17 protein-coding genes and 1 tRNA gene are annotated in these 21,859 nt (G+C 67.4%); 6 read left to right on the forward strand and 12 right to left on the reverse strand.

The window, feature by feature from the left end; genetic code table 11:
* Positions 1 to 95: 95 nt before the first annotated feature.
* Together tnpA and ACYVDG_RS27940 are read left to right on the forward strand one after the other, a co-directional pair.
* Positions 96 to 503, forward strand: a complete 408-nt coding sequence (gene tnpA / locus ACYVDG_RS27935) for an IS200/IS605 family transposase (protein WP_460760569.1) — start codon at positions 96 to 98, stop codon at positions 501 to 503.
* Positions 500 to 1,708 carry an RNA-guided endonuclease InsQ/TnpB family protein gene (locus tag ACYVDG_RS27940; RefSeq protein ID WP_460760575.1) on the forward strand — a complete coding sequence of 403 codons (1,209 nt, stop codon included), beginning with the start codon at positions 500 to 502 and terminating at the stop codon, positions 1,706 to 1,708. The genes tnpA and ACYVDG_RS27940 overlap by 4 nt, the downstream gene beginning before the upstream one ends.
* Positions 1,709 to 2,089: 381 nt before the next feature.
* On the opposite strand, the gene dacB is transcribed toward ACYVDG_RS27940, so the two are convergent.
* The 5 genes from dacB to ACYVDG_RS27965 all read right to left on the reverse strand — a co-directional run bounded on the left by dacB (position 2,090) and on the right by ACYVDG_RS27965 (position 9,859).
* Positions 2,090 to 3,688, reverse strand: a complete 1,599-nt coding sequence (dacB, locus tag ACYVDG_RS27945) for a D-alanyl-D-alanine carboxypeptidase/D-alanyl-D-alanine endopeptidase (RefSeq protein ID WP_460760579.1) — start codon at positions 3,686 to 3,688, stop codon at positions 2,090 to 2,092.
* A 214-nt stretch (positions 3,689 to 3,902) separates the two neighbouring features.
* Positions 3,903 to 6,140 (reverse strand): ABC transporter ATP-binding protein, encoded by a 2,238-nt coding sequence (locus ACYVDG_RS27950; protein WP_460760583.1) that lies wholly within the window; start codon positions 6,138 to 6,140, stop codon positions 3,903 to 3,905.
* Complete coding sequence (locus ACYVDG_RS27955; protein ID WP_460760587.1) at positions 6,137 to 7,063, reverse strand: ABC transporter permease; 927 nt, start codon at positions 7,061 to 7,063, stop codon at positions 6,137 to 6,139. Before ACYVDG_RS27955 ends, ACYVDG_RS27950 begins: the two co-directional genes overlap by 4 nt.
* The gene (locus tag ACYVDG_RS27960) at positions 7,056 to 8,066 is read right to left on the reverse strand and encodes an ABC transporter permease (RefSeq protein ID WP_460760591.1); all 1,011 of its coding nucleotides are present in this window, start codon (positions 8,064 to 8,066) and stop codon (positions 7,056 to 7,058) included. The genes ACYVDG_RS27955 and ACYVDG_RS27960 overlap by 8 nt, the downstream gene beginning before the upstream one ends.
* 83 nt (positions 8,067 to 8,149) lie before the next feature.
* Positions 8,150 to 9,859 (reverse strand): ABC transporter family substrate-binding protein, encoded by a 1,710-nt coding sequence (locus ACYVDG_RS27965; protein ID WP_460760594.1) that lies wholly within the window; start codon positions 9,857 to 9,859, stop codon positions 8,150 to 8,152.
* A gap of 679 nt (positions 9,860 to 10,538) precedes the next feature.
* Between ACYVDG_RS27965 and ACYVDG_RS27970 the strand changes: the two genes are divergently transcribed.
* Both ACYVDG_RS27970 and ACYVDG_RS27975 read left to right on the forward strand, forming a co-directional pair.
* The gene (locus ACYVDG_RS27970; protein WP_460760599.1) at positions 10,539 to 11,012 is read left to right on the forward strand and encodes a hypothetical protein; all 474 of its coding nucleotides are present in this window, start codon (positions 10,539 to 10,541) and stop codon (positions 11,010 to 11,012) included.
* 85 nt (positions 11,013 to 11,097) lie between these two features.
* Positions 11,098 to 11,712, forward strand: a complete 615-nt coding sequence (locus ACYVDG_RS27975) for a rhomboid family intramembrane serine protease (RefSeq protein ID WP_460760602.1) — start codon at positions 11,098 to 11,100, stop codon at positions 11,710 to 11,712.
* A gap of 139 nt (positions 11,713 to 11,851) precedes the next feature.
* Here ACYVDG_RS27975 and ACYVDG_RS27980 read toward each other — a convergent pair whose 3' ends face one another.
* The 5 genes from ACYVDG_RS27980 to dcd all read right to left on the reverse strand — a co-directional run bounded on the left by ACYVDG_RS27980 (position 11,852) and on the right by dcd (position 17,252).
* Complete coding sequence (locus tag ACYVDG_RS27980) at positions 11,852 to 12,775, reverse strand: glycine betaine ABC transporter substrate-binding protein (protein ID WP_460760607.1); 924 nt, start codon at positions 12,773 to 12,775, stop codon at positions 11,852 to 11,854.
* Positions 12,776 to 12,942: 167 nt separating this feature from the next.
* On the reverse strand, positions 12,943 to 13,956 hold the full coding sequence (locus tag ACYVDG_RS27985; RefSeq protein ID WP_460760611.1) for a glycine betaine ABC transporter substrate-binding protein: 1,014 nt from the start codon (positions 13,954 to 13,956) through the stop codon (positions 12,943 to 12,945).
* A 39-nt stretch (positions 13,957 to 13,995) separates the two neighbouring features.
* Positions 13,996 to 15,234, reverse strand: coding sequence for an ABC transporter permease (locus tag ACYVDG_RS27990; RefSeq protein WP_460760616.1), 1,239 nt, complete (start codon positions 15,232 to 15,234; stop codon positions 13,996 to 13,998).
* Complete coding sequence (locus ACYVDG_RS27995) at positions 15,231 to 16,229, reverse strand: quaternary amine ABC transporter ATP-binding protein (protein WP_460760643.1); 999 nt, start codon at positions 16,227 to 16,229, stop codon at positions 15,231 to 15,233. Before ACYVDG_RS27995 ends, ACYVDG_RS27990 begins: the two co-directional genes overlap by 4 nt.
* Before the next feature lie 432 nt (positions 16,230 to 16,661).
* On the reverse strand, positions 16,662 to 17,252 hold the full coding sequence (gene dcd / locus ACYVDG_RS28000; RefSeq protein WP_460760619.1) for a dCTP deaminase: 591 nt from the start codon (positions 17,250 to 17,252) through the stop codon (positions 16,662 to 16,664).
* A gap of 135 nt (positions 17,253 to 17,387) precedes the next feature.
* On the opposite strand from dcd, the gene ACYVDG_RS28005 reads away from it, so the two are divergent.
* Positions 17,388 to 17,458, forward strand: a tRNA-Gly gene (locus ACYVDG_RS28005).
* Positions 17,459 to 17,801: 343 nt separating this feature from the next.
* Here the strand turns inward: ACYVDG_RS28005 and ACYVDG_RS28010 are convergent.
* Positions 17,802 to 18,332, reverse strand: a complete 531-nt coding sequence (locus tag ACYVDG_RS28010) for an NUDIX hydrolase (protein ID WP_460760622.1) — start codon at positions 18,330 to 18,332, stop codon at positions 17,802 to 17,804.
* 116 nt (positions 18,333 to 18,448) lie between these two features.
* On the opposite strand from ACYVDG_RS28010, the gene ACYVDG_RS28015 reads away from it, so the two are divergent.
* On the forward strand, positions 18,449 to 20,701 hold the full coding sequence (locus ACYVDG_RS28015) for a glycoside hydrolase family 9 protein (RefSeq protein WP_460760625.1): 2,253 nt from the start codon (positions 18,449 to 18,451) through the stop codon (positions 20,699 to 20,701).
* A 130-nt stretch (positions 20,702 to 20,831) separates the two neighbouring features.
* Here the strand turns inward: ACYVDG_RS28015 and ACYVDG_RS28020 are convergent, their stop codons facing one another.
* Entirely contained in the window at positions 20,832 to 21,782 is a 951-nt protein-coding gene (locus ACYVDG_RS28020; RefSeq protein WP_460760629.1) for an alpha/beta hydrolase, read from the reverse strand.
* Between the last annotated feature and the right edge of the window lie 77 nt (positions 21,783 to 21,859).

Below are 21,859 nucleotides of genomic sequence, written 5' to 3' on the forward strand. Positions count from 1 at the left end.
CTCCTAGCGAGGGGACCACCGGCTTTAGCCGGTGGGGGAATCATTTCCCTTCTTTACTGGTTCGGTTATACACACACATCACGTATAATCAAGGGGTGAGCTCACCGCGTAGGGTCCGCCGGTTCTCAGGCGGCGTGTACGACCTCGGGATGCACCTCGTGTGGTGTCCCAAGTACCGCCGACCTGTGCTCACCGGCGCGGTCGCTGTGCGGCTCGAAGAACTCCTGAAAGCGAAGGCTGAAGAGAAGGGGTGGGAGATCGTGGCGCTCGAAGTGATGCCCGACCACGTCCACCTCTTCGTCAAGCACGATCCCAAGTCCTCGGCGTCCCACGTGGCCCACCAGTTCAAGGGCTCCACCTCCCGAGCGTTGCGCGCCGAGTTCGGCCACCTGAGGTCGCGGCTGCCGACGCTGTGGTCGTCGTCGTACTTCGCCGCCTCGGTCGGGGTCGTTTCGCAGGAGACAGTGCGCCGGTACATCGACACCCAGTGGGAGCGCCTGTGATCCGCTCCTACAAGTTCCTGCTGCGCCCCACCAACCGACAGGTCGGCGCACTCACGGCGATGCTCAACGACCACCGGTCGCTGTACAACGCCGCGCTGCAGGAACGCCGGGACGCCTACCGGCACGCGTCCCGGACCAAGATCAAGTACGGCGACCAGTCGGGACAGCTCAAAGACATCCGCGCCTTCGACCCCGAACGTCAGGGCCGGTGGTCGTTCTCCTCCCAGCAGGCCACCCTGCGCAGGTTGGACAAGGCGTTCCAGGCGTTCTTTCGCAGGGTCAAGGCAGGGCAGACGCCGGGCTACCCCAGGTTCAAAGGAGCCGGACACTTCGACACGGTGGTGTTCCCCACGGACGGGGACGGGTGCCGGTGGAACAGTGCCGACCACCTGGCCGACACCCGAGTGCAGTTGCAAGGGGTCGGGCACGTCCGCGCCCACCAGCACCGGCCCATCCAGGGTCGGGTCAAAACCGTGTCGATCAAGCGCGAGGGCGACCGCTGGTATGTGGTGCTGGCCTGCGACCAGGTTCCCGCCGAACCCCTGCCGTCCACGGGTGCGATCGTCGGGATCGACATGGGCATCGCCTCGTTCGCCACCACCAGCGACGGCACCCACCTGCCCAACCCCCGCCACGGCAAGACCAACGCCGACGCGCTCGCGGACGCTCAACAGGAGCTGGCCAGTTTCCCCCGCCGCAAGCCCGGCAATCGCACCAAGCGCCACCGGCGCGCGGCGGCCAAGGTCTCCCGCCTGAACCGCAAGGTCGCCCGCCAACGGCTGGACCACGCGCACAAGACAGCCCTGGACCTGGTGCGCGAGAACGACTTCATCGCGCACGAGGACCTGACCGTGGCCAACATGGTCAGGGCTCCCAAACCCAAACCCGACCCCGACGCCCCGGGCGCCTACCTGCCCAACGGGGCGCGGGCGAAGGCCGGGCTGAACTACTCGATCTCGGACGCGGGTTGGGGGGTTTTCCTGGGCATCCTCGCGTACAAGGCTGAGAGTGCTGGTCGTGCTGTGGTCCCGGTGAACCCCCGCAACACCTCCCGCACGTGCCCCGACTGCGGGCACATCGCGAAGGAGAACCGTGTCACGCAGGAGACGTTCCGGTGCGTTGAATGCTCGTTCAGCGAGCACGCCGACGTGGTCGGAGCGACGAACATCCTCAGGGCCGGGCTGGCCCTCTACGGCACCGGTTAGGTGCCGTGGGAAGCCCGCCGCTTCAGCGGTGGGTGGAGTCACAAACGCCCTTCTTGGTGGGGTCTCCCCGCAGACACCGGGAGCGCTCGGAGAAGCCGGGCAGCAGCGCGAGGGGGTGGGTGTCCGCGCGAAGGCTGGCGGACAGGCACAACCCTGACAGGTTCACCGCGGCGGCGACAGTCAGCGTCCCCAGCCTGTGGATAACCCCGGCCCGCCGCGTCCGCGCACCCGTCCCGGCACGGGAAGGGCCCGCGGGACCGCGTCCCGCGGGCCAGGGCCTCACGATCTCAGCAGAGGCCACGTCCCCTGATCGGGGGTGTTCAGGGCGTCATCGGGGGTGTTCAGGGCGTCATCGGGGGTGTTCAGGGCGCCATCGGGGGATCAGCAGGTGAGCTCCCAGGAGCACTCCAGCTCACCGCCGCCGGAACCGCTCTGCGCGAGCGTCGCCGGCTCCGGGGCCTGGTTGCCGAGGTACTCGGCCAACCGGACCACGATCGCGTCCTGTACGTCGGTGGGGGCCGCACCCTCGTGGTCGTTGTTGACGACACTGAAGAACAACTCACCGCCGTCCGGGCCCTGCACGTAGCCCGAGAGAGCACTCACCCCGGTCATCGTGCCGGTCTTGGCCTGGGCGACCCCCTCGGCCGCGGTGCCCTCCATACGGGAGGCCAGGGTTCCGCCGACGAACGGGTCGCTGTCGCCAGCGACCGGCAGCGAGTGGTGCCAGTCGTCGTACCAAGGGGCGTACTGGGCGTGGGTGAGCAGGTCGACGACGGTGTCCGCGGTGACCCAGTTGCCCCGGGACAGCCCCGATCCGTCATTGAGTGTCAGATCGGACGTGTCCACACCCACCCGCTGCAGCGCCTCCTCCTGAGCCGCCAGACCGGCCTTCCAGGTCCCCTCGCCCGAAGCCTCCTGGCCGATGCTCTTCACCAGCATCTCCGAGTGGCCGTTGTTGCTGAACTTCATCAGCGGGACCATGACCTCCGCGAGCGTCATGGACGTGTGCTCGCCCACCGCCTCCGGATCCCACTGGTCCGGGACAGCACCCTGGGCGACCCCGCCCTCGACCGGCACACCGTTCTCCTCCAGGGCCTGGGCGAACAGGTGCCCTGCGAGCCCGGCGGGCTCGTCCACGGTGCGCAGCTCCACCGACGGCTCGGCGTCCGCGGGCAGGGAACCGCTGACCTCGATGGTGTTGGTGTCGACCAGTCGGTCGATCACGAGCGTGTCCTCGCTCCCGGGGGCACCGGTGACGGCCTGGTTGTCGAGCTCGACGTAGCCGTCGGCGGCACCCGGGTCCACGATCACGGGATCGCCCTCCGAGCCCGCGGTGACGGTCACCTCGGTCACCCCGGTGTCGTAGCGGTCGCCGTGGGCGACGGTGAGAGCCGAGATCTGCGCCGAGAAGGCGAAGGGCTCGTCCTCGGGCCACCAGTCGTCCACGAGGCGTTCGTCGTCGAACCAGGTGTCGTCGGCGTACAGGTCACCGACCGACGTGACACCGGAGGCGGCCACGTCCGCGGCGATCGTGTCCAGGTCGGCCTCGCTCAGCGTCGGGTCACCGCCCCCGACCAGGTAAAGCTCCTCGACGTCGCCCTTGGCCGGGCCCTCCACCACGGCCTCCGTCTCGAAGGTGTGGTCGGCACCCAACACCTCCAGGGCGGCCGCCCCGGTGAAGGTCTTCATGTTGGAGGCGGGCAGCAGCTCGGTTCCGGCGTCACGCGAGTAGAGCACCTCTCCGGTGTCCGCTTCGGTGACCACCACCCCGGAGGTCGCGCCCTCCAGCGCGGGGTCCTCCAGGATCGCGTCGATGTCGGCTCGCAGTTCGTCGTCGCGCTCGGCCGGGTCGACCGTGTCGGCCGCGGCGGGTGCGGCCGTCAGGGACAGGGGGATCAGCGGGACCGCGAGGAGGGCGGCCGTGGCCAGCCATCCGCGGCGGCTCCGGCCCGCCGACCGTCGGGGGGTTGCGGGGGTCATGAATCTCCTTCGGAAGCGGCCGTTCGGGAGCATGCTGAAGAACGAACCTAACCGAACGTCAGCCCTCCAAGCCAGAGCGTTTCCGGCGGTTCGCAAACCCGCCCCTCCGCGGTTCCCCGCCTGCGGAACCCGTACCCCGCCGAACGCGAAACGGCGCCGAGGCGCGGCTGTAGTCGCCCCTCGACGCCGTTCCCGACCTCTCAGATCTTCCGGATCAGATGAGCTCGACCACCTCGGAGTAGTGGCACGCGTCCCTGTGCCCGGCGCCCCGGTCCAACAGGTCCGGCGGCTGGTCCACGCACTTGGTGCGCTCGAACTCCGAGAGCTCGTTGGCGAACTTCGGGCACCGGGTCCGGAACCGGCAGCCCGACGGCGGGTTGGCCGGGCTGGGGATGTCACCGCTGACGGTGATCCGCTCGCGGGTCCGCTCCTTGACCGGGTCCGGCAGCGGGATCGCCGAGATCAGCGCCTGCGTGTACGGGTGCGCCGGAGCCCGGAACAGCTGTTCCGTCGTTGCCGTCTCCACGATCTTGCCGAGGTACATCACGGCCACCCGGTCGGCGATGTGCTTGACCACGGACAGGTCGTGCGAGACGAACAGGTACGACAGGCCCAGCTCGTCCTGGAGGTCCTCCAGCAGGTTGATCACACCCGCCTGGATGGACACGTCCAGCGCAGACACCGGCTCGTCGAGTACCAGCACCTTGGGGTTGAGCGAAAGCGCTCGGGCCACACCGATGCGCTGGCGCTGACCGCCCGAGAACTCGTGCGGGTAGCGCGAACCGTGCTCGGGGTTGAGGCCCACCAGCTCCAGCAGTTCCTTCACCCGGCTCTTCGCGGCCCCGTGGCCCTTGCGGTGGATCTTCATCGGCTCGGCGATGATGTCCGAGACCGTCATCCGCGGATCCAGCGAGGCGAACGGGTCCTGGAAGACCAGTTGGAGGTCCCGGCGCAGCGGACGCATCTGCTTGTCCGAGAGGCCCTGCAGCGGCTTGCCCATGTAGGCCACCTCACCCGAGGTGAGCTTGATGAGGTTCAGCAGCAGGCGGGCCGTGGTCGACTTCCCGCAGCCGGACTCGCCCACGAGCGCGAGGGTCTCGTGTTCGCGCAGCTCCAGGGAGACCCCCGAGACCGCCTGAACCTCACCGATCCTGCGCCTCAGCAGGCCTTTGGACCGGATCGGGAACTCCTTGACCAGGTCGGTCGCGCTGAGGAGGATCTCCGGCTCGGCACCGTCGGCATCCCCGGCACTTTCCGCTGGCTCCTCTGCCGCCTCCTTCAGCTCTTCGGCCGCCTCCGCGGCCAGCGACTCGGCACCGGCGAGGTCAGCCACCGATTCCATGCCCTCGGTGTCCACCGCGGTCGCCTGGAACAGCTCGTCCGCGCGGGTATCCGCCAGCTCGGAACTGAAGTGGCAGGCGGCCACGTGGGCACTGAAGTCACCCTCCTGGGCCACCCCCCGGTCCCCGTTCTCCCTGGTGAGGAGTAGCGTGGGCTCCTCCTCGCGGCACAGGTCCCTGGCCATGGGGCAACGCGGCGCGAAGCCGCACCCCCGAGGCAGGTCCATCAGGGAGGGCGGGGTGCCGAGAATGGGGGTGAGGCGCTCATCGCGCTCGCCGTCCAGCCTGGGCAGCGACCCCAGCAGCCCTAGCGCGTAGGGCATCTCGGGGCGGTAGAAGACGTCCTCGACCGGGCCCTTCTCGACGATGCGCCCGGCGTACATGACGCCGACCCGGTCGACCTGGCCCGCCACGACGCCGAGGTCGTGCGTGATGAGCACCAGCCCGGCACCAGTCTCCCGCCGGGCCGCCTGCAGAGCGTCCAGCACCTGGGCCTGAACGGTGACGTCCAGGGCGGTGGTGGGCTCGTCCGCGATGATCACGTCCGGGTCGTTGGCCATCGCGATGGCGATGACCACGCGCTGGCGCATGCCGCCGGAGAGTTCGTGCGGGTACTGCTTGAGCCGCTGCTCGGGGGACGGGATCCCCACGATCTCCAGCAGCTCCAGTGCCCGGTCCATCGCGGCCTTCTTGCCCACCTTCCGGTGCGCGAGGACCGCCTCTGCGATCTGGTACCCGACCGTGTACACGGGGTTGAGCGAGGTGAGCGGGTCCTGGAAGATCATCGCGATCTTCTGCCCGCGCACCTTGCTGATCTCCTTGTCGGACAGCCCGATGATGTTCTGTCCCAGGAGCTCCGCCCGGCCCTCCACGTGGGCGTTCTTGGGCAGCAGGCCCATGATCGCCATCGAGGTCACGGACTTGCCCGAGCCGGACTCTCCCACGATGCCCAGGGCCTCGCCCCGGCGCAGCTCGTAGGAGACCTCCCGGACGGCGGGCAGCGGCCCGTCGTCGGAGGGGAAGGTGACGCTGAGGTCGCTGATCCGCAGCACCACCTCGTCGTGCTCGGCTAGGGCCGCCTCTTCGTTGCTCATGTGCTCAGTAGTCGTCATCGCCGCACCGTGGTCTGTCGTGGGTCGAGGGCATCCCGGAGTCCGTCACCGATGAAGTTGATCGTCAGACAGATCAACACCAGCAGCACACCCGGCGGGTAGAACAGCCAGGGTCGGGTGGACACCGCCGTCCGCGCGTCGCCGATCATCTGCCCGAGCGAGATGTCGGGCAGCTGGATACCGAACTGGAGGAAGGACAGGCCCGCCTCCATCAGGATCGCGACCGCCACCAGCAGGGTCGCGGCGACGATGATCGGACCGGCCGCGTTGGGCAGCAGGTGGCGGAGGATGATCCACGGGGCCGAGGCACCGGAGGCCCGGGCCGCCTCGACGAACTCCTGCTCCCGCAGCGAGAGCACCACACCGCGCACGACACGGGCGATGGTGGCCCAGGCGAACAGGGCGATGATCAGCGCGATCGTGGCCCAGGTGGTACCGCCCGTGGTGTTGCCGGCGAGCGCGGCCACGGCCACGAGCGGCGGGACGATGATGAACACGTCCACGACCCGCATCATGAGCGCGTCCGTACGGCCCCCGTAGTACCCGGAGGTGGCTCCCCACACGGAACCGAAGGCGGCGGCGCAGAAGGAGACCGTGAGGGCGACCTTCAGGGTCTGCTGTGCGCCCCTCATGAGCTGGCCCAGGACGTCCTGCCCCGCAGACGACGTGCCTAGGGGATGCGCGCCGCTGGGCGGCTGGTTGCTCGCGATCTCCCGTGAAACCGTGTGGTCCCAGGTCCAGAAGAAGGGACCGAAGAAGGCGAACGCGGCGATCGCGATCAGGGTTGCCAGGCTGATCATCGCCGGCCGGTGGCGGGAGAACCGCTTCAGGACCATCTGCAGCTGGGTGCGATCCTTACGGGGCCCGACCCCGCCCCCGGCGGGGCCGCGGCGATCGGCCGCGGTCTTGCCGTTGTCACTCATAGCGGATCCTCGGGTCGAGCACGCCGTACAGCAGGTCTGCGATGAGGTTGGCCACGATGACCACGGTTCCGCTCAGCAGCAGCCAGCCCATCAGCGCGTAGGAGTCGTTGTTTTCCACAGCCGTGATGAAGAAGTCGCCGAGGCCCCGCCACTGGAAGACGACCTCGGTCAGGATGACACCGTCGATGATGCCGGCCACGCCCAGGGCGACGACCGTGGTCAACGGGATGAGAGCGGTACGCAGGGCGTGCCGCCGGATGACCACGTGGTTGCGCAGACCCTTGGCCCTGGCTAGTCGTACGTAGTCGCTGTTGAGCACTTCCAGCATGGAGGTGCGCTGGTACCGGCTCCACGACGCGAAGGTGGTCAGCATCAGCACGATCGTGGGTAGGGCCATATGGGCGAAGGCGTTGAGGAACTGGTCCCACAACGGTTCGCCCTCGGCTCTGAACCGCCCGTCCCCGATGGTGTTGAAGACTTGGTCACCGACCGCCTCGTTGAAGGCGACACCACCTGCCTGGACGATTCCGGCGAACCAGAAGGTCGGCATCGCCAGTGCTAGGAAGCCGATGAAGGTCAGCGTGTAGTCGATCCTGGAGTACTGCTTGATCGCGCTGACGACACCGGCGAGGACGGCCAGACCGAGCGCGAACAGCATCGCCATACCGACCAGGCGCAGGGTGGTCCAGAGGCGTTCGGCGATGTTCTCGCCGATGTCGTACTGGGGCCCCTGCACGGAGGGGCCGAACTCGCCCTGGAGCAGGCCGATGTCCCCGTCGCCGCCGATACCGGTGACCCAGAGCACGTAGCGCTCCGGCATCGACCGGTCCAGGTAGAGGCGCTCCTCTTCCTGTTCGATCACCGCGGGTTCCGGCGGGGGTTGGGCCGTCTTCAGGTCGGCGAGCGGGTCACCGGAGACGTCGATCATCACGAACGTGAGGATGGATGCGAGGACGAGGACGGGAATCGCGCTCAGGAGCCGCCGCATCGTGTAAACGAGCATGGGTGTGATCCTTCAGGGGTGAACGAGGACCGACCCGGCCCCGGGTTGGTGACCCGGGGCCGGGTCTGAGGCACCGGGCCGAACTAGTCGGCCAGGTCCCAATCACCGATGTTGTAGGTGGCGCGGTAGCTGGAGAACAGGTGGTCGGAGACGTTCTCCAAGTCCTCGTTGGCGAAGAAGTAGTTCGGCTCCGCCATGATCGGCATGACGTAGGCCTCAGGAACCAGGATCTCCATGGCCTCGTTGGCCAGGTCCGCGGCGGTGTCCTGGTCTGGCGCGTTGGCCACATCGGCGGTCAGCTCGTCGACGTCCTCGTTCTCGTAGCCGCCGAAGTTGCTGGCGCTGTTGCTGTTCCACTGCTGGTCCGGGTTGGTCGCGAACCACGGGTTGCCCTGCCAGCCGAACTGGACGATGTCGTAGTCGGCCTCGGCGAGCATGGTGCCCAGGTCGTCGGTCATGTCGATGTTGGTGGTGATGCCGAGCTCATCGAGCTGGGACTGGATCACCTGGACCGAGGTGTTGCGCACGTCGGAGTCGGTGCTGCGCAGGCTGAAGGGGCCGACCTCGTCACCGTCGAGGGTGAGGGTGTCGCCGTCCAGCTCGTAGCCCGCGTCCTCCAGGATCTCCTGGGCCTCGTCGAGGTCGCCGGTTCCCTGGGGCGTGTCCGCGTAGTGGTCGACGAAGTACTCGCTGTCGTTCCGGAAGGTGTGGTTGTTCTTCAGCTCGTACTCGGGGTAGCCCTCTTCGTAGTTGCGGGCGGCGATGTCGTCGCGGTCGATCGCGGTGAAGATCGCGCGGCGCAGCTCGACGTCCTGGAGGTCCTCGTTCTCGAAGTTGAAGCTGAGGTGCTCCCAGGAGGCGCCCTCGTCGATCTCCATCACGGCGTTCTCGAGGTCATCGAGCTGGACGACGACGTCCTCGTTGTAGTCGGCGGGGTTGGCCCCGTCGATCTCGGCGTTGACGAACGCGTTGACGAAGGTGCCCTCGTCGGTGTTGTAGGGCATCGTGATCCGGTCCAGGGCCGGCTCGGTCTCACCGAACCAGTTGGGGTTCGGCTCCTTGATGACCTCGTTCTCCAGGTCGCCCTCGACGATCTGGTACGGGCCGCCCGACCACTCCGGGCGCTCGGCGTGCAGCCAGTCGTAGTACTCGCCCAAGTCGTCCGGGTCCTCGACGTCCCATCCCTGCTCCTCGGCCAGGTGCGAGGGGAGGAATCCGCCGGCGACGTTGTGGGCGTCGAAGAGCTTCTCCCACTCAGGGTTGCCCAGGCCCTCCTTCAGCTGGATAGTCGCGGTCTTGCCGTCGACCTCGATGTCCTCGACCTTGTCGTAGTCGGTGGACAGGCGGGAGTCACAGCCGGTGCAGTGGCCCTCGTCGGGGTTGGTCGCTAGCTTCCAGGTGGTCCGCAGGTCCTCACCGGTCATGTCCTCGCCGTCGCTCCACACGGCGTCGTCGGCGAGGGTGATGGTCCACTCGAACGGGCCCTCGTCGGGGTCGTCGTTGATGAGCTCCGGCTCCTCGGCGAGGACGTCCATGTCGTACTCGTACGTCTCCGCGTCCGGCAGCCATGTGCCGGTGCTCGGCAGCACACCGGAGAGCATCTGGATGACGTAGACGCTGCCGCCGGCGGCGCTGATGCCCTGCCAGGCGGCCGGCAGGCTGTTGATCACCCAGGTGACCTCTTTGTCGCCGCCCGCTCCATCGCCGCCGCCGTCGCCGGTGCAACCGCTGGCCACCAGCACGGCTGACGCCGCCGCAGCGGCGACTGCCATGGTCTTTCCGCGTTTGTGCATTACTTACACCCTTGATCACTAAAACGAGCCGTGCATGCGGCGTTTGCGCGGTACACGCATACCCCGCCGAACTTAGGCGATTAGTCGTTCAGAAGACCATTGAGCGAAATGTCTGTATAGCCCTACTGCCGGATTCGTGACCCATCCGCAACCGGTTCGCGCTCATGCGGCCCCCAACGTCGACATAGCAGCTCAACATGCTGGTAACACGTAGTCAACGAGGCATACCCGCAGGCCAGGGATGTCAGACGAGAATCCGGAGCTCGGACGGAGATTCGGACACCCTCGAAATGCATTGCCGGGCAAGGACTCCCCTAGAACACCCTTCACAGAAGCGTAAACATTGTTTATGCACAATGCCGTTACGCCCGATCACTCAACGAGAAGCGGACAAACACCCCAAAGCTCTCATAGGGGCTGATACAACGAGGTAGACCCAAGCAGGCATCCGCCCGGGTCGATTCTTATACATCCACTAAACCAATCATGGGATGAAGGGATGTCATGCAGTACTCCCAGGCGAAGGCCGCCAGCCCCCGTCACACCGGCGTTGAGACGTCCCGAACCCCACGCACGACCTGACCGAAACCGGGAACCCTGCGCCCACGAACCGGATAGGGTTCCGGGTGACGGCCTCCGTCACCCCCAGCCGCCCCGCCCAGCGAAAGAGGCATCCGCCGTGTCCGAATCGGTCCGTCTGGTCTGCCCTGTAGGACGCAAGTACGTGGAGCTGTGGGCTGGCTACGCTCTGATTGCACTCGGACTCGTGGTCGCGTTCGTCGACCCCGGGCACTGGGCCACCATCGTCCTCGGCGCCATCTTCGCGCTCGGCGGCGCCGCCTTCGCCGTCCACGGCCACCTCATCAAGGCGCCGGTACTGGAGGTCTCCGAGGAGGAGTTCCGGTACGAGCGCGGGAACTACGTGGTCACGGTCCCCTTCAACGACATCGGCTCGTACTACGTCCTGCCCGGGCGCATCCGCTCCCTGGGGCTCTGCGACCATACGGGCCGACCCAAGCGCTTCCCGTCACTGAAGAGCCGCCGGACCTCGCGTGCCTACCTGCCGCTGACCGGCATGACCAACCCCGCCAAGGTGGAGTCGTTCATGGCCGTCTCCGGGATCCCGCCCCGCAAGCGCTCGCTCACCTCGTGAGACATTTCCGAACACACCGGACTCTTCGCCCCCACGCGCCTCAAGGACATACCGTCACAAGGCTGATTCATCTACCCTCGGTGGTGTGAAGCAGTCCAGAATCACCGCCATCCTGACCGTAGCGGGGATGCTCGCGGCCATGTGGGTCTTCGAGATCCTCGACACCCCACTCAACGGCCAGCTCGACCGACAGTTCGGGCTGCGCGCCTGGGACACCGACGCACCCTGGACCGTGCTGACCGCACCGTTCATGCACGGCAACTTCGCCCACCTGATCGGCAACTCGCTGCCGTTCCTCGTGCTGGGGTCACTCGTGGCCTTCAGCGGCCTGGGCAGGTTCCTGCTCACCACACTGATCATTACCCTCGTCAGCGGCGTGGGCGTGTGGCTTTTCTCCGCCCCGCACACTCTGACCGTGGGCGCCAGCGGACTGGTCTTCGGTTACTTCGGCTACACCGTCCTGCGCGGCATCATCGAACGCAAGACCGTCGACATCGTCATCATGATCTGCGTGGTCATCTTCTACGGAACGATGATCTGGGGGGTCCTGCCGCAGCACCCCGGGGTCTCCTGGCAGGCCCACCTCTTCGGCTTCATCGGCGGCCTCATCGCCGCCTACACACTGCCCAAGCGTGACAGGCCAGCCCAGACCAACCAGTGGAACCCCGGCGGCGCCCAGGGCGGCTACTACGCCCCCTGAGCCCGGTGTCCGGAACGGATCCAGCAGCAACGCGGAAGGGCCGCCTCCCCTCGAGGAGGCGGCCCTTCCGTTTGTACAAGCTGCGCGGAGTGGGGCACGGCGCGCGGCGCGCTGCTGGCGCGGTGCGCGGCGCGACGGCCTAGAACTCCAGGTCTTCGGCGTCCTCACCCATGGTGCGCTCCAGGAAGAAGGGGTTGTCCGCCAGCCACTGCCGAGCCCCCGCTTCCGGGTCGGTGACCTCGGGGCCCACCGTCAGGACCTCCAGGGAGGCGAGCTCCTCGTCGTCCATGGTCCAGCTCTGGAGCCACTCGGTCAGCTCGGGGTAGTCCTCCGAGAACCCGTCGCGCCCGACCGAATGCAGGCTCTCGGTGTCGCCCATCAGCCCCTGGGGATCCTCGAGGTCCTTCAGGTCGTGCTGGGCGTAGGCGGGGTGCGGACGCCACAGCGTCACGACGATCGGCTCCTGCTGCGAGATGGCCTGCCCCAGCTCGTCCATCATGCCCGAACCCGACGACGTCTCCAGGTCGAAGTCCTGGTCCAGCTGGTAGCCGGGCATGGTCTCCTCCTTGGTGACCCGGGTCAGGCCAGCGTCCGGTTCGATACCGACGATGGTGCCGTCCAGCTCACCGGCGCGCCCTGGGAGGTCGTCGATGGCGTGCACGTCCTCCATGTACCCGGGCACCGCGAGGGTGAGGACGGCGTTGTCGTACCAAGAGCCCAGGGTCTCGATCTGCCCCCGGTACTCGTCCATGTACTCGTGGTGGGTGACCGGAAGCCACATGTCGAGGTACAGGTCCATCTCACCCGCGGCCACGCCCTCGAAGGCGGGGGCGACGTCGACCTCGGTGACCGTCACGTCGTACCCCATCTCCGTCAGGACCGCCTCCCACATGTGCGTGACCGCGATGGCCTCCTCCCAGGCGATCAGCGCGATCTCGATCTCCTTGTCGTCCCCGCCGCCCGCTTCGTCGAGCAGGCCCTCGCCCTCGCCGGCGCAGGCGGACAACAGGAGTACGCCACTCATACCCGCGGCTGCCAGAGCCGTGCGCTTACGCCTGTCCATCGTGGATTCGCCTTCCCTCAGTACTCGACTTCCAAGGAGCGGACCGATGTGAGGGGGGTGCCATCGATACGGGCTCCGCGGTGACACACAGGCGACGGCTGCCCCCGGTACGGGAGCAGCCGTCTCATGTGTGTGCCCGTAAAACGAGCTTATGTGCGGTTGTGGACTTAGAAGTCCAGACCTTCAGCGTCGTCACCCAAGGTGCGCTCGAGGAACTCCGGGTTCTCGGAGAGCCAGGCGCGGGCGCCCTCGTCCGGGTCGTCCTCGTGCTCCTCGAGGGTCAGGTCCTCCAGGCTCTCCAGCTCGGGCTCGTCCAGCTCGAACTCGGCCAGCCAGGAAGCGAAGTTGGGGTAGTCCTCGGCGAAGCCCTCACGACCGACCGCGTGGATGGTCTCGGCGCCGCCCATCATGCCCTCGGGGTCCTCGAGGTCCTTGAGGTCGTACTGGACGTAGGCGATGTGCGGACGCCACAGAGTGACGACGATCGGCTCCTCGGCCTGGATCGCGGAGTCCAGCTCGGCGAGCATCGCGCCGGTGGAGGACTCCAACAGCTCGAAGTCGTCGTCCAGGCAGTAGCCCGGCATGGCGTGCTCGCGCGTGGTCCGGACCAGACCGGAGCCGGCCTCGATACCCACGATCTGGTTGCCGAGCTCGTCGGCGTTGGCCCGCAGGTCGTCGATCGTGTTGACGTCCTCCATGTAGGAGGGCACCGTCAGCTTGAGGCTGGCGTCGTCGTACCAGACGGACAGGTTCTCCAGCGAGTCACCGTAGTCCTCCCAGTAGTCACCGTGGGTCTGGGGCAGCCAGGTGTCCATGAACAGGTCCACGTCGCCGTTGGCGGCGCCCTGGTACATCGGGGCCACGTCCAGGTCGGTGACCGTGACGTCGTAGTCCTGCTCCTCGAGGATGACCTTCCACAGGTGGGTGGTAGCGATGGCCTCCTCCCACGGGATCAGCGCGAAGTTGATCTCGTCGGCGTCCTCGCCTTCATCGGGAACGTCGACCAGGGGGATGTCCGCTTCCTCGACCTCCGGCGGCTCAGCACCGGGGGTGCACTCGTCGGCGGCACCGTTGGTGTCTTCCTCGGGGCCGTCGGCCAGACCGCTTCCCTCACCACAACCCGAGAGCAGGAGCGCGCCACTCAGGCCGAGGGCCGTGAGCGCGGTGATCCGCTTGTTCATGAGTGTTCCTTCCCTTGGAAACTGCGTCATCGTTCACTCTTACGAGCGTGCGCGCTCGGCGCGCGCCTGCGGGGTGTTGCGGGTGATCGCCCCCGTCATCCGGTCGAGGAAGATCGCCAGGATGACCACGGCGATACCGGCTTCGAAGCCCAGTGCACCGTCGTTGCGGGAAATGCCTTGGTAGACCTGGTTGCCCAGGCCACCGGCACCAACCATGCCCGCGATCACGACCATGGACAGGCTCAGCATGATGACCTGGTTGACACCGGCCATGATCGTGGGAACCGCCAGAGGAAGCTGGATCCCGGTGAGGACCTTGCGGGTCGGGGCACCGAACGCCTCACCGGCCTCCACGAGTTCCTTGTCGATCTGGCGGATGCCCAGTTCGGTCAAGCGCACGCCGGGCGGCATGGCGAACACGATGGTCGCGACCACGCCGGGCACCGAACCGATGGAGAAGAAGAAGATCGCCGGAATCAGGTAGACGAACGCCGGGAGCGTCTGCATCAGGTCCAGGACCGGCTTGACGATCTTGCTGACCAGGTCGTTGTAGGCGGCGAGGATGCCGATCGGGATCGCGATGACCACGGCGATGCTGCTGGCCACCAGCACCAGGCCGAGGGTGTCCATCGCGTTGGTCCACTGGCCGACGGAGGCGACCAGGGTCAGGGCGATGAGCCCGAACACACCGAGTCGCCACCCGGCGACGGAGGCCGCCAGCAGGCTCAGCAGCAGGATCACGAGGACCGACATCGGGTTCGTGACCAGCATGGGCAGGACCAGCCAGCCGACGATGACGGCGCCCAGCCAGCCGGCCGTCATCACGATGGTGCGCGTCCGGCTGCTGTTGTCGAGCACACCGAGCACGGTCACGGCGAGCAGGAAGACCAGCGAGACGAGGAAGTAGGCGTCGACCTGCATGGGCAGGTTGAACAGGTCGATCGCCCACAGGAACAGGAACTCCGGTAGCTGGTTGATCAGCGCACCGACCAGGGCGAACTGGACTTCCAGAATGTAGAGCAGGGAGACCACGGCCACGGTCGCCAGCAAGGGGATCCGGCGTGTGCGCACCAGTGGCACGGCGATGATGACCGCGGCGATGAAAGCCAGCTGGCCCGCGCCCGGGGAGATGAAGAAGTCGGACAGGGTGCCGACGGCCCAGCGGATGAATTCTCCGACGACGTCGAAGAACCAGGCGAAGTTGCTCTTCAGCCACTGGTTGCCGGCCTCGAACCAAGCACCGAGCGGGATACTCGGGGGGAATTCGACGGGGGTCACTCCTGCACCTCCTTACCCGTGGACAGCGCCGCGAGCACGGAGCTCCGGGAGACCACACCGAGGCTTTCACCGTCCTCCGTCACAACGCGGAGGCGCTCAGCGGTCGCCATGCTGTCGTACAGCTCGGCGATGGGCGTCGCGGCCGGGACCTCGGGGGTCTCCGCGTCGGCCGCCACACCGTCGTCGATGGCGGAAGCCGCGGTGAGTACCCGGGTCCGGTCCACGTCCTCGATGAAGCGGGCGACGTACTCGGTGGCCGGGTCGTTGAGGATCTCCTCAGCCGTACCGACCTGCGCGACACGGCCGTCGCGGAGCACGCAGATCCGGTCGCCGAGGCGCATGGCCTCGTTGAGGTCGTGGGTGATGAACACGATCGTCTTGCCCAGACTCTTCTGGAGCTCCAGGAGCTGGGTCTGCATGTCGCGGCGGATCAGCGGGTCCAGCGCGCTGAACGCCTCGTCCATGAGGATGATGTCAGTGTCGGCGGTGAGGGCGCGGGCGAGGCCCACGCGCTGCTGCATGCCGCCGGACAGCTGCTGGGGGAGCTTGTCCTCCCAGCCGTCGAGCCCCACGAGTGCGAGGGTCTCCTTCGCCTTGGCGTGGCGCTCGGCGCGGGGCAGCCCGCGCAGTTCCAGGCTGTAGGCGGCGTTCTCCAGCACCGTGCGGTGCGGGAGCAGCGCGAAGTGCTGGAAGACCATGCTGATCTTCTGGCTCCGCAGGCTCAGCAAGTTCTTCTTACTCAGGGTGGTGATGTCCACGCCGTCGATCTCGACCGAGCCGGAAGTCGATTCGAGGAGCCCGTTGAGCATCCGGATGAGGGTTGACTTACCCGACCCGGACAGGCCCATGACGACGAAGATCTCGCCCGGTTGGACCTCGAATGACACGTCGATGACGGCGGCTGTCACGTCGAGGTCGGCGATGGTGTCCCGGTGGCTGCCGTCGGAAAGCCGTTCTACGGCCGCCTTCGGCTGTCTCCCGAACACCTTGTACAGGTTGTCTGCGCGTACTGCTGGCACGGTCTCCTCTATGGGGCTTTCCCTGCCGCGAGGCGCTCCGGTGGCTCCCTGAGCTCCTTGGTCGACCCGCGGTTCCCTCAGGTAGTCGGCCCGCGCAGAGCCCCCCCGTGCGCGCCCAAAATGGGCGAAACCGCTACCTGGTTCACGTCGGGGCGCCACCTTACCGAGATGTGTACGCACACTTCAGGCGGTATGTCACTACCAAATAACATGTTTAGCCGCCATAAAACACGTCCGCCGACCTGCGGCGCGGGTTCTCGTCGCCACAGAGCGCCCTTATGTGATCTCTACCACCGCCCATTTTAGGGAGGTAAGTGTCACGATTGCGTGACAGGCGCGCTACGCGACAGACCGTGTCAAAGCATGACCGTACCGTAAGCCGCGCTTGGGGCACCAGAGTGACCCCGCCTATGCCTCGTCGCTGCCGATCAAGGTGCGGGAGAAGTTCTGGTGCGAGCGCGACGGGGTCGGACCCCGCTGCCCCTGGTAGCGGGAACCGTAGGCGGCGGAACCGTAGGGGCGCTCCGCGGGCGAGGTCAGTTGGAACATGCACAGCTGACCGATCTTCATCCCCGGGTAGAGCATGATCGGCAGGGTCGCCACGTTGGAGAGCTCCAGGGTGACGTGCCCGGAGAAGCCCGGATCGATGAACCCGGCAGTGGAGTGCGTGAGCAGCCCCAGGCGCCCCAGGGAGCTCTTCCCCTCCAACCGGCTGGCGACGTCGTCCGGCAGGCTCACCCTCTCGTGGGTGGCGGCCAGGACGAACTCGCCCGGGTGGAGGATGAACGCCTCCTTGCCGTCGGTCTCGACCAACCGGGTCAGATCCGGCTGTTCGACCGACGGGTCGATGTGCGGGTACTTGTGGTTCTCGAAGACCCGGAAGAACCGGTCGAGGCGCACGTCGATACTCGACGGTTGGACAAGAGAGGGGTCGAAGGGGTCGATCCGGACCCGCCCGGAGTCGATCTGGGACCTGATATCGCGATCGGAGAGAAGCACGCTCCGAACTTACCGCCTGCGGGAACGGTCCCGCGGCGTCTCGTCCGCACCACCCGCCAACGCTCCGACTTGCCCACGGACCCCGAAGGTGGGCTAGGATAGCCACCGTTGGCCGGTCCCCTCCGGCGGCGCAACGCGGATGTAGTTCAATGGTAGAACTTCAGCTTCCCAAGCTGATAACGCGGGTTCGATTCCCGTCATCCGCTCCGTTCGAAAGACGGCCCCTGAAGTGCGAGAACGTTCCGCACACCAGGGGCCGTTTTCGTGTTGGGGGTGCACCAGCGGGTGCACGGCACAGCACCTTCGAGAGCAAGGACGGGGCGCTCTTGGCCGCCCCCATCCAGCAGCCGGTCAAGGAATCGTGGCAGCTCCGGTAAGGCACCGCCCCGAGACAAGAACACGCTTCAGCTGGCGAGGCTCAGCCAGGTGCGCACAGCAGCCGCAAGCTCATCGAACTCCCCCAGGTCCTCGCCAACTACGCTCCGCACTGCGCGGGCACGGTCTCCAGCGAAGAGGTAGGGGCGTACACCGCGCACGCCAGGGAAGCCCTCACACCAGGGTGAGCGCCCGGTACACCGCCACAACCGTGGACGCACCGATAATCTCACCGTGGTCGATCATCTTCACGGCCTCTTCCAGAGGCCACCAGCGGATCTCCTGTGCCTCGTTGATGTCCGGAGGGGTGTCGGTCAGGTCAGCACCGCGCGCCAGGTAGATGATCTGGGGTTGGTCCACCGACCCGATCGCGGGCTGGAAGGTCACCATGTGCTCCATCGAGCGAGGGCTCCACCCAGTCTCTTCCTCGACCTCACGTGCAGCAGCGGCCTCGATGTTCTCCGCGCCGTACACGTAACCGCCCGGCAGCTCCCACACCCACCGGTCGATGATGAACCGGTGCCGCCGCATGAGGAGCACTTCGCGCTGGTCGTTGACCGCCAGCGTCATCGCGGCCGGAGGCATGGCCACGACGTACTGCGTAAAGGACACCCCGCCCGGAAGGGTGACGTCGACCGTGGACAAGCGGATGTGCCGGTTCTCGTCCACCAGCTGCTCACCGTGGATCGTCCATCGCGTACTCACACCGGAACGGTAGGACATGAGGCAGTAGTTACCCCTATTGACATGTTGTGACTGTCGACACAACAATGATCATACTATTGGGAGCGCTCCCAATCCCTCTCCCCCAGGAGGACCCCTTGAGACGGAAACGGAACTCGGCCCTCGCGCTCGGCGCCTCGGCCGCACTGACCAGCGGACTTCTCGCGGCCGTCCCCGTTCAGGCCGACGACGAGGACCGCATCGAGCACATCGTCAACGGCGACTTCTCCGACGGAACCACCGGGTGGTGGGCCAGCGAGGAAGTGGAACTGGTCGTCACCCCGGATGAAGAACTGTGTATCGAGGTCCCCGGCGGCACCGGTGACGCGTGGGACCTGATCGTGGGCCAGGACGACGTCCCCCTCGTCGAGGACGAGTCCTACGACCTCGCCTTCACCGCCTCCGGCGACGCGCCGATCCGCGCGCTCGTCCAGGAACCCGACGAGCCCTACCGCACCGAGCTGGACGAGCGCGCGGTCCTCACCCCGGAGCCCGAGACCCATGAGTTCGCCTTCACCGTCCAGGAGAGCCGGGACGACGGCCAGCTCGCCTTCCAGATCGGCGGAGCCGACGACGACTGGACATTCTGCCTCGACGAGGTCTCCCTGTTGGACGGGGCCGAGCCCCCCGTGCACGAACCCGACACCGGCCCCCGGGTCAGGGTCAACCAGGTGGGCTACCTGCCCGACGGCCCCAAGCACGCGACCGTCGTCACCGAGGCGGAGGACGCCCTGCCCTGGGAGCTCACCGACGAAGACGGCACTCCCGTAGCGGAGGGCGAAACCGACCCCTCTGGTGTGGACGACTCCTCTGAGGAGGCGGTGCACACCGTCGACTTCTCCGATTTCACCGAACCCGGGTCCGACTACACGCTGGTCGCGGACGACGAGACGAGCCATCCGTTCGCGATCGACGCCGACCTGTATGAGACCCTCGCCACCGACTCCCTCTCCTTCTACTACCCGCAGCGCAGCGGCATCGAGATCGACGGGGACATCGCACCCGGGTACGAGCGCGACGCCGGGCACGTCGGCGTAGCGCCCAACCAAGGGGACACCGAGGTCACCTGCCACCCGGACTCGCCATGCGACTACAGCTTGGACGTCTCCGGAGGGTGGTACGACGCCGGGGACCACGGGAAGTACGTGGTGAACGGCGGTATCTCCGTCCACCAGCTCATGAGCGTGTACGAGCGGTCCCTCACCGCCCCCACGGGCAACCCCGACCGGGCGGGAGACTCCTCGCTGCGCATACCTGAGACCGACAACGGGGTGCCGGACGTGCTCGACGAGGCCCGCTGGCAGATGGGGTTCATGCTGAGCATGCAGGTCCCCGCGGGCGAGGCGTTCGCCGGGATGGCGCACCACAAGATCCACGACGAGTCGTGGACGGCCATGCCGATGATGCCCGCGGACGACCCCGAGCCCCGCTACCTGCACCCGCCCTCGACCGCCGCGACCCTCAACCTCGCGGCGACCGGAGCCCAGTGCGCCCGGGTGTTCGAGGAATACGACGCCGACTTCGCAGCGGAGTGCCTGGACACGGCCAAGACCGCCTGGGACTCGGCAGTGGCCTACCCCGAGGAGTACGCGCCCGCTGACGGTGACGGCGGCGGACCCTACGACGATGACGACGTCTCCGACGAGTTCTACTGGGCCGCCGCCGAGCTCTACCTGACCACCGGAGCAGCCAACTACTGGGACGCCGTCACCTCCTACGAACTGCACAACGACCCGGAGGTGTTCGTCGCGGACGGCTTCGACTGGCGCTACACCGCACCCCTGGGCCTTCTGCAGCTCGCCACCGTGCCCGACGGCGTCGAGGGACTGGACGAGGTCAGGGCGACCGTGGTGGAGGGAGCCGAGCAGTACCTCACCAACGTCGCGGAGCACCCGTACGGGCTCTCCTACGCACCCGAGGACGGCGTCTTCGCTTGGGGATCCAACAACCTGGTGCTGAACAACCTGGTGGTCCTCTCCGTGGCCTACGACCTCACCGGGGAGGCGCACTTCCGGGAGGCCGTGCTCCAGGGCATGGACTACGTCCTGGGCCGCAACGCGCTCAACCAGTCCTACGTCACGGGCTACGGCACCAACGACGCGGTCAACCAGCACAGCCGCTGGTACGCCAACCAGCTCGACCCGTCACTGCCCAACCCGCCCGACGGCTCACTCGCGGGCGGACCCAACTCCGACACCGCGACCTGGGACCCGGTCGCCGCCGCGAACCTGAGCGGCTGCGCGCCCCAGTTCTGCTACATCGACCACATCGACTCGTACTCGACCAACGAGCTGACCATCAACTGGAACTCGACCCTGGCTTGGGTCACCGCCTTCGCCGTCGAACAGTAGGCCGTCGCCGCCCGTACCCACGGGGTGGACCCGTCTGAGAGCGCGGGTCCACCCCGTGTCCTTGCCTTTGCCCTCCCCCGCGCACCGGCCGCCGACTCCGGCCACCAGGGCTCGGCTCCCCTCTCCCGGGTTACCGAGGCGGGAGGTCCCCGGGGCCGAAGGCGTCCCGGAGGGCGCGGGCCTGCTCATCCCGGAACCCGCGTACCACGTCCGTCTTCGGGAAGACCGCGTCGAAACCGTGGAACGCGCCCGGGACGACCGTGACGGCACAGGGGACACCGGCGGCACGCAACCGTTCGGCGTAGGCCAGGTCCTCGTCGTGGAACAGGTCGAGGTCGCCGACCCCGATCCAGGCCGGAGGGAGCCCGGAGAGGTCCTCCCGCCGTGCCGGAGCGGCGTACGGCGAAACGCCCTCGCTCCCCGGCGCACGGCCCAGGTAGGCGTTCCACGCGTACCGGTTGGCGGCCGGAGTCCACAGGCGCACGTGCCGCGTGTCCATGTCGGTGCGCAGGACCGTGCGGTCGTCGAGCATCGGGTAGACGAGCAGTTGGAAGACCGGGCTCAGCTCCGCCCGGTCGTGGCACAGGAGGGCCAGCGCCGCGGCGGCACCTCCTCCGGCGCTCGCCCCGCCGATCGCGATCCGCTCCGGGTCCACCAGGAGTTCGTCTGCGTGCTCGAACACCCAGGACAACCCCGCGTAGGCGTCCTCGACGGCGGCGGGCGCCGGGCTCTGGGGTGCCTTTCGGTACCGCACGGCGACCACAGTGATCCCGAGCCTGCGGGCAAAATCGATGCTTCCGGGCTCGTCCTGGACTGGGCTGCCGATGAGGTAGCCGCCCCCGTGGATCCAGAACAGCGCCGGGGACGGGCTCACGAGCGTCTTGGGCCGGTAGATCCGGAGGCTGACCGCCGGTGCCCCGGGCGGTACCGGAACGGTCCGCTCCTCGATGTGCATGTCGTCGGGGACGGGGCCGGGGCGCATACGTGCCGACAGCCACTGGGCCGGACGCGCCGTGGTGCGGCCGATCGGCGGACTCGGTATGAAACGGGCCCGGGCGAGTTGCGGGTGCAGAGCGTTCATCGGCTTCCTCAGGGATGCGCGGACGGATACGGGCCGAACGTCCACCGGGCGAACTCTGTCCGATGGCGCCGCGTCAC

The organism is Nocardiopsis oceani (genome assembly GCF_054777395.1).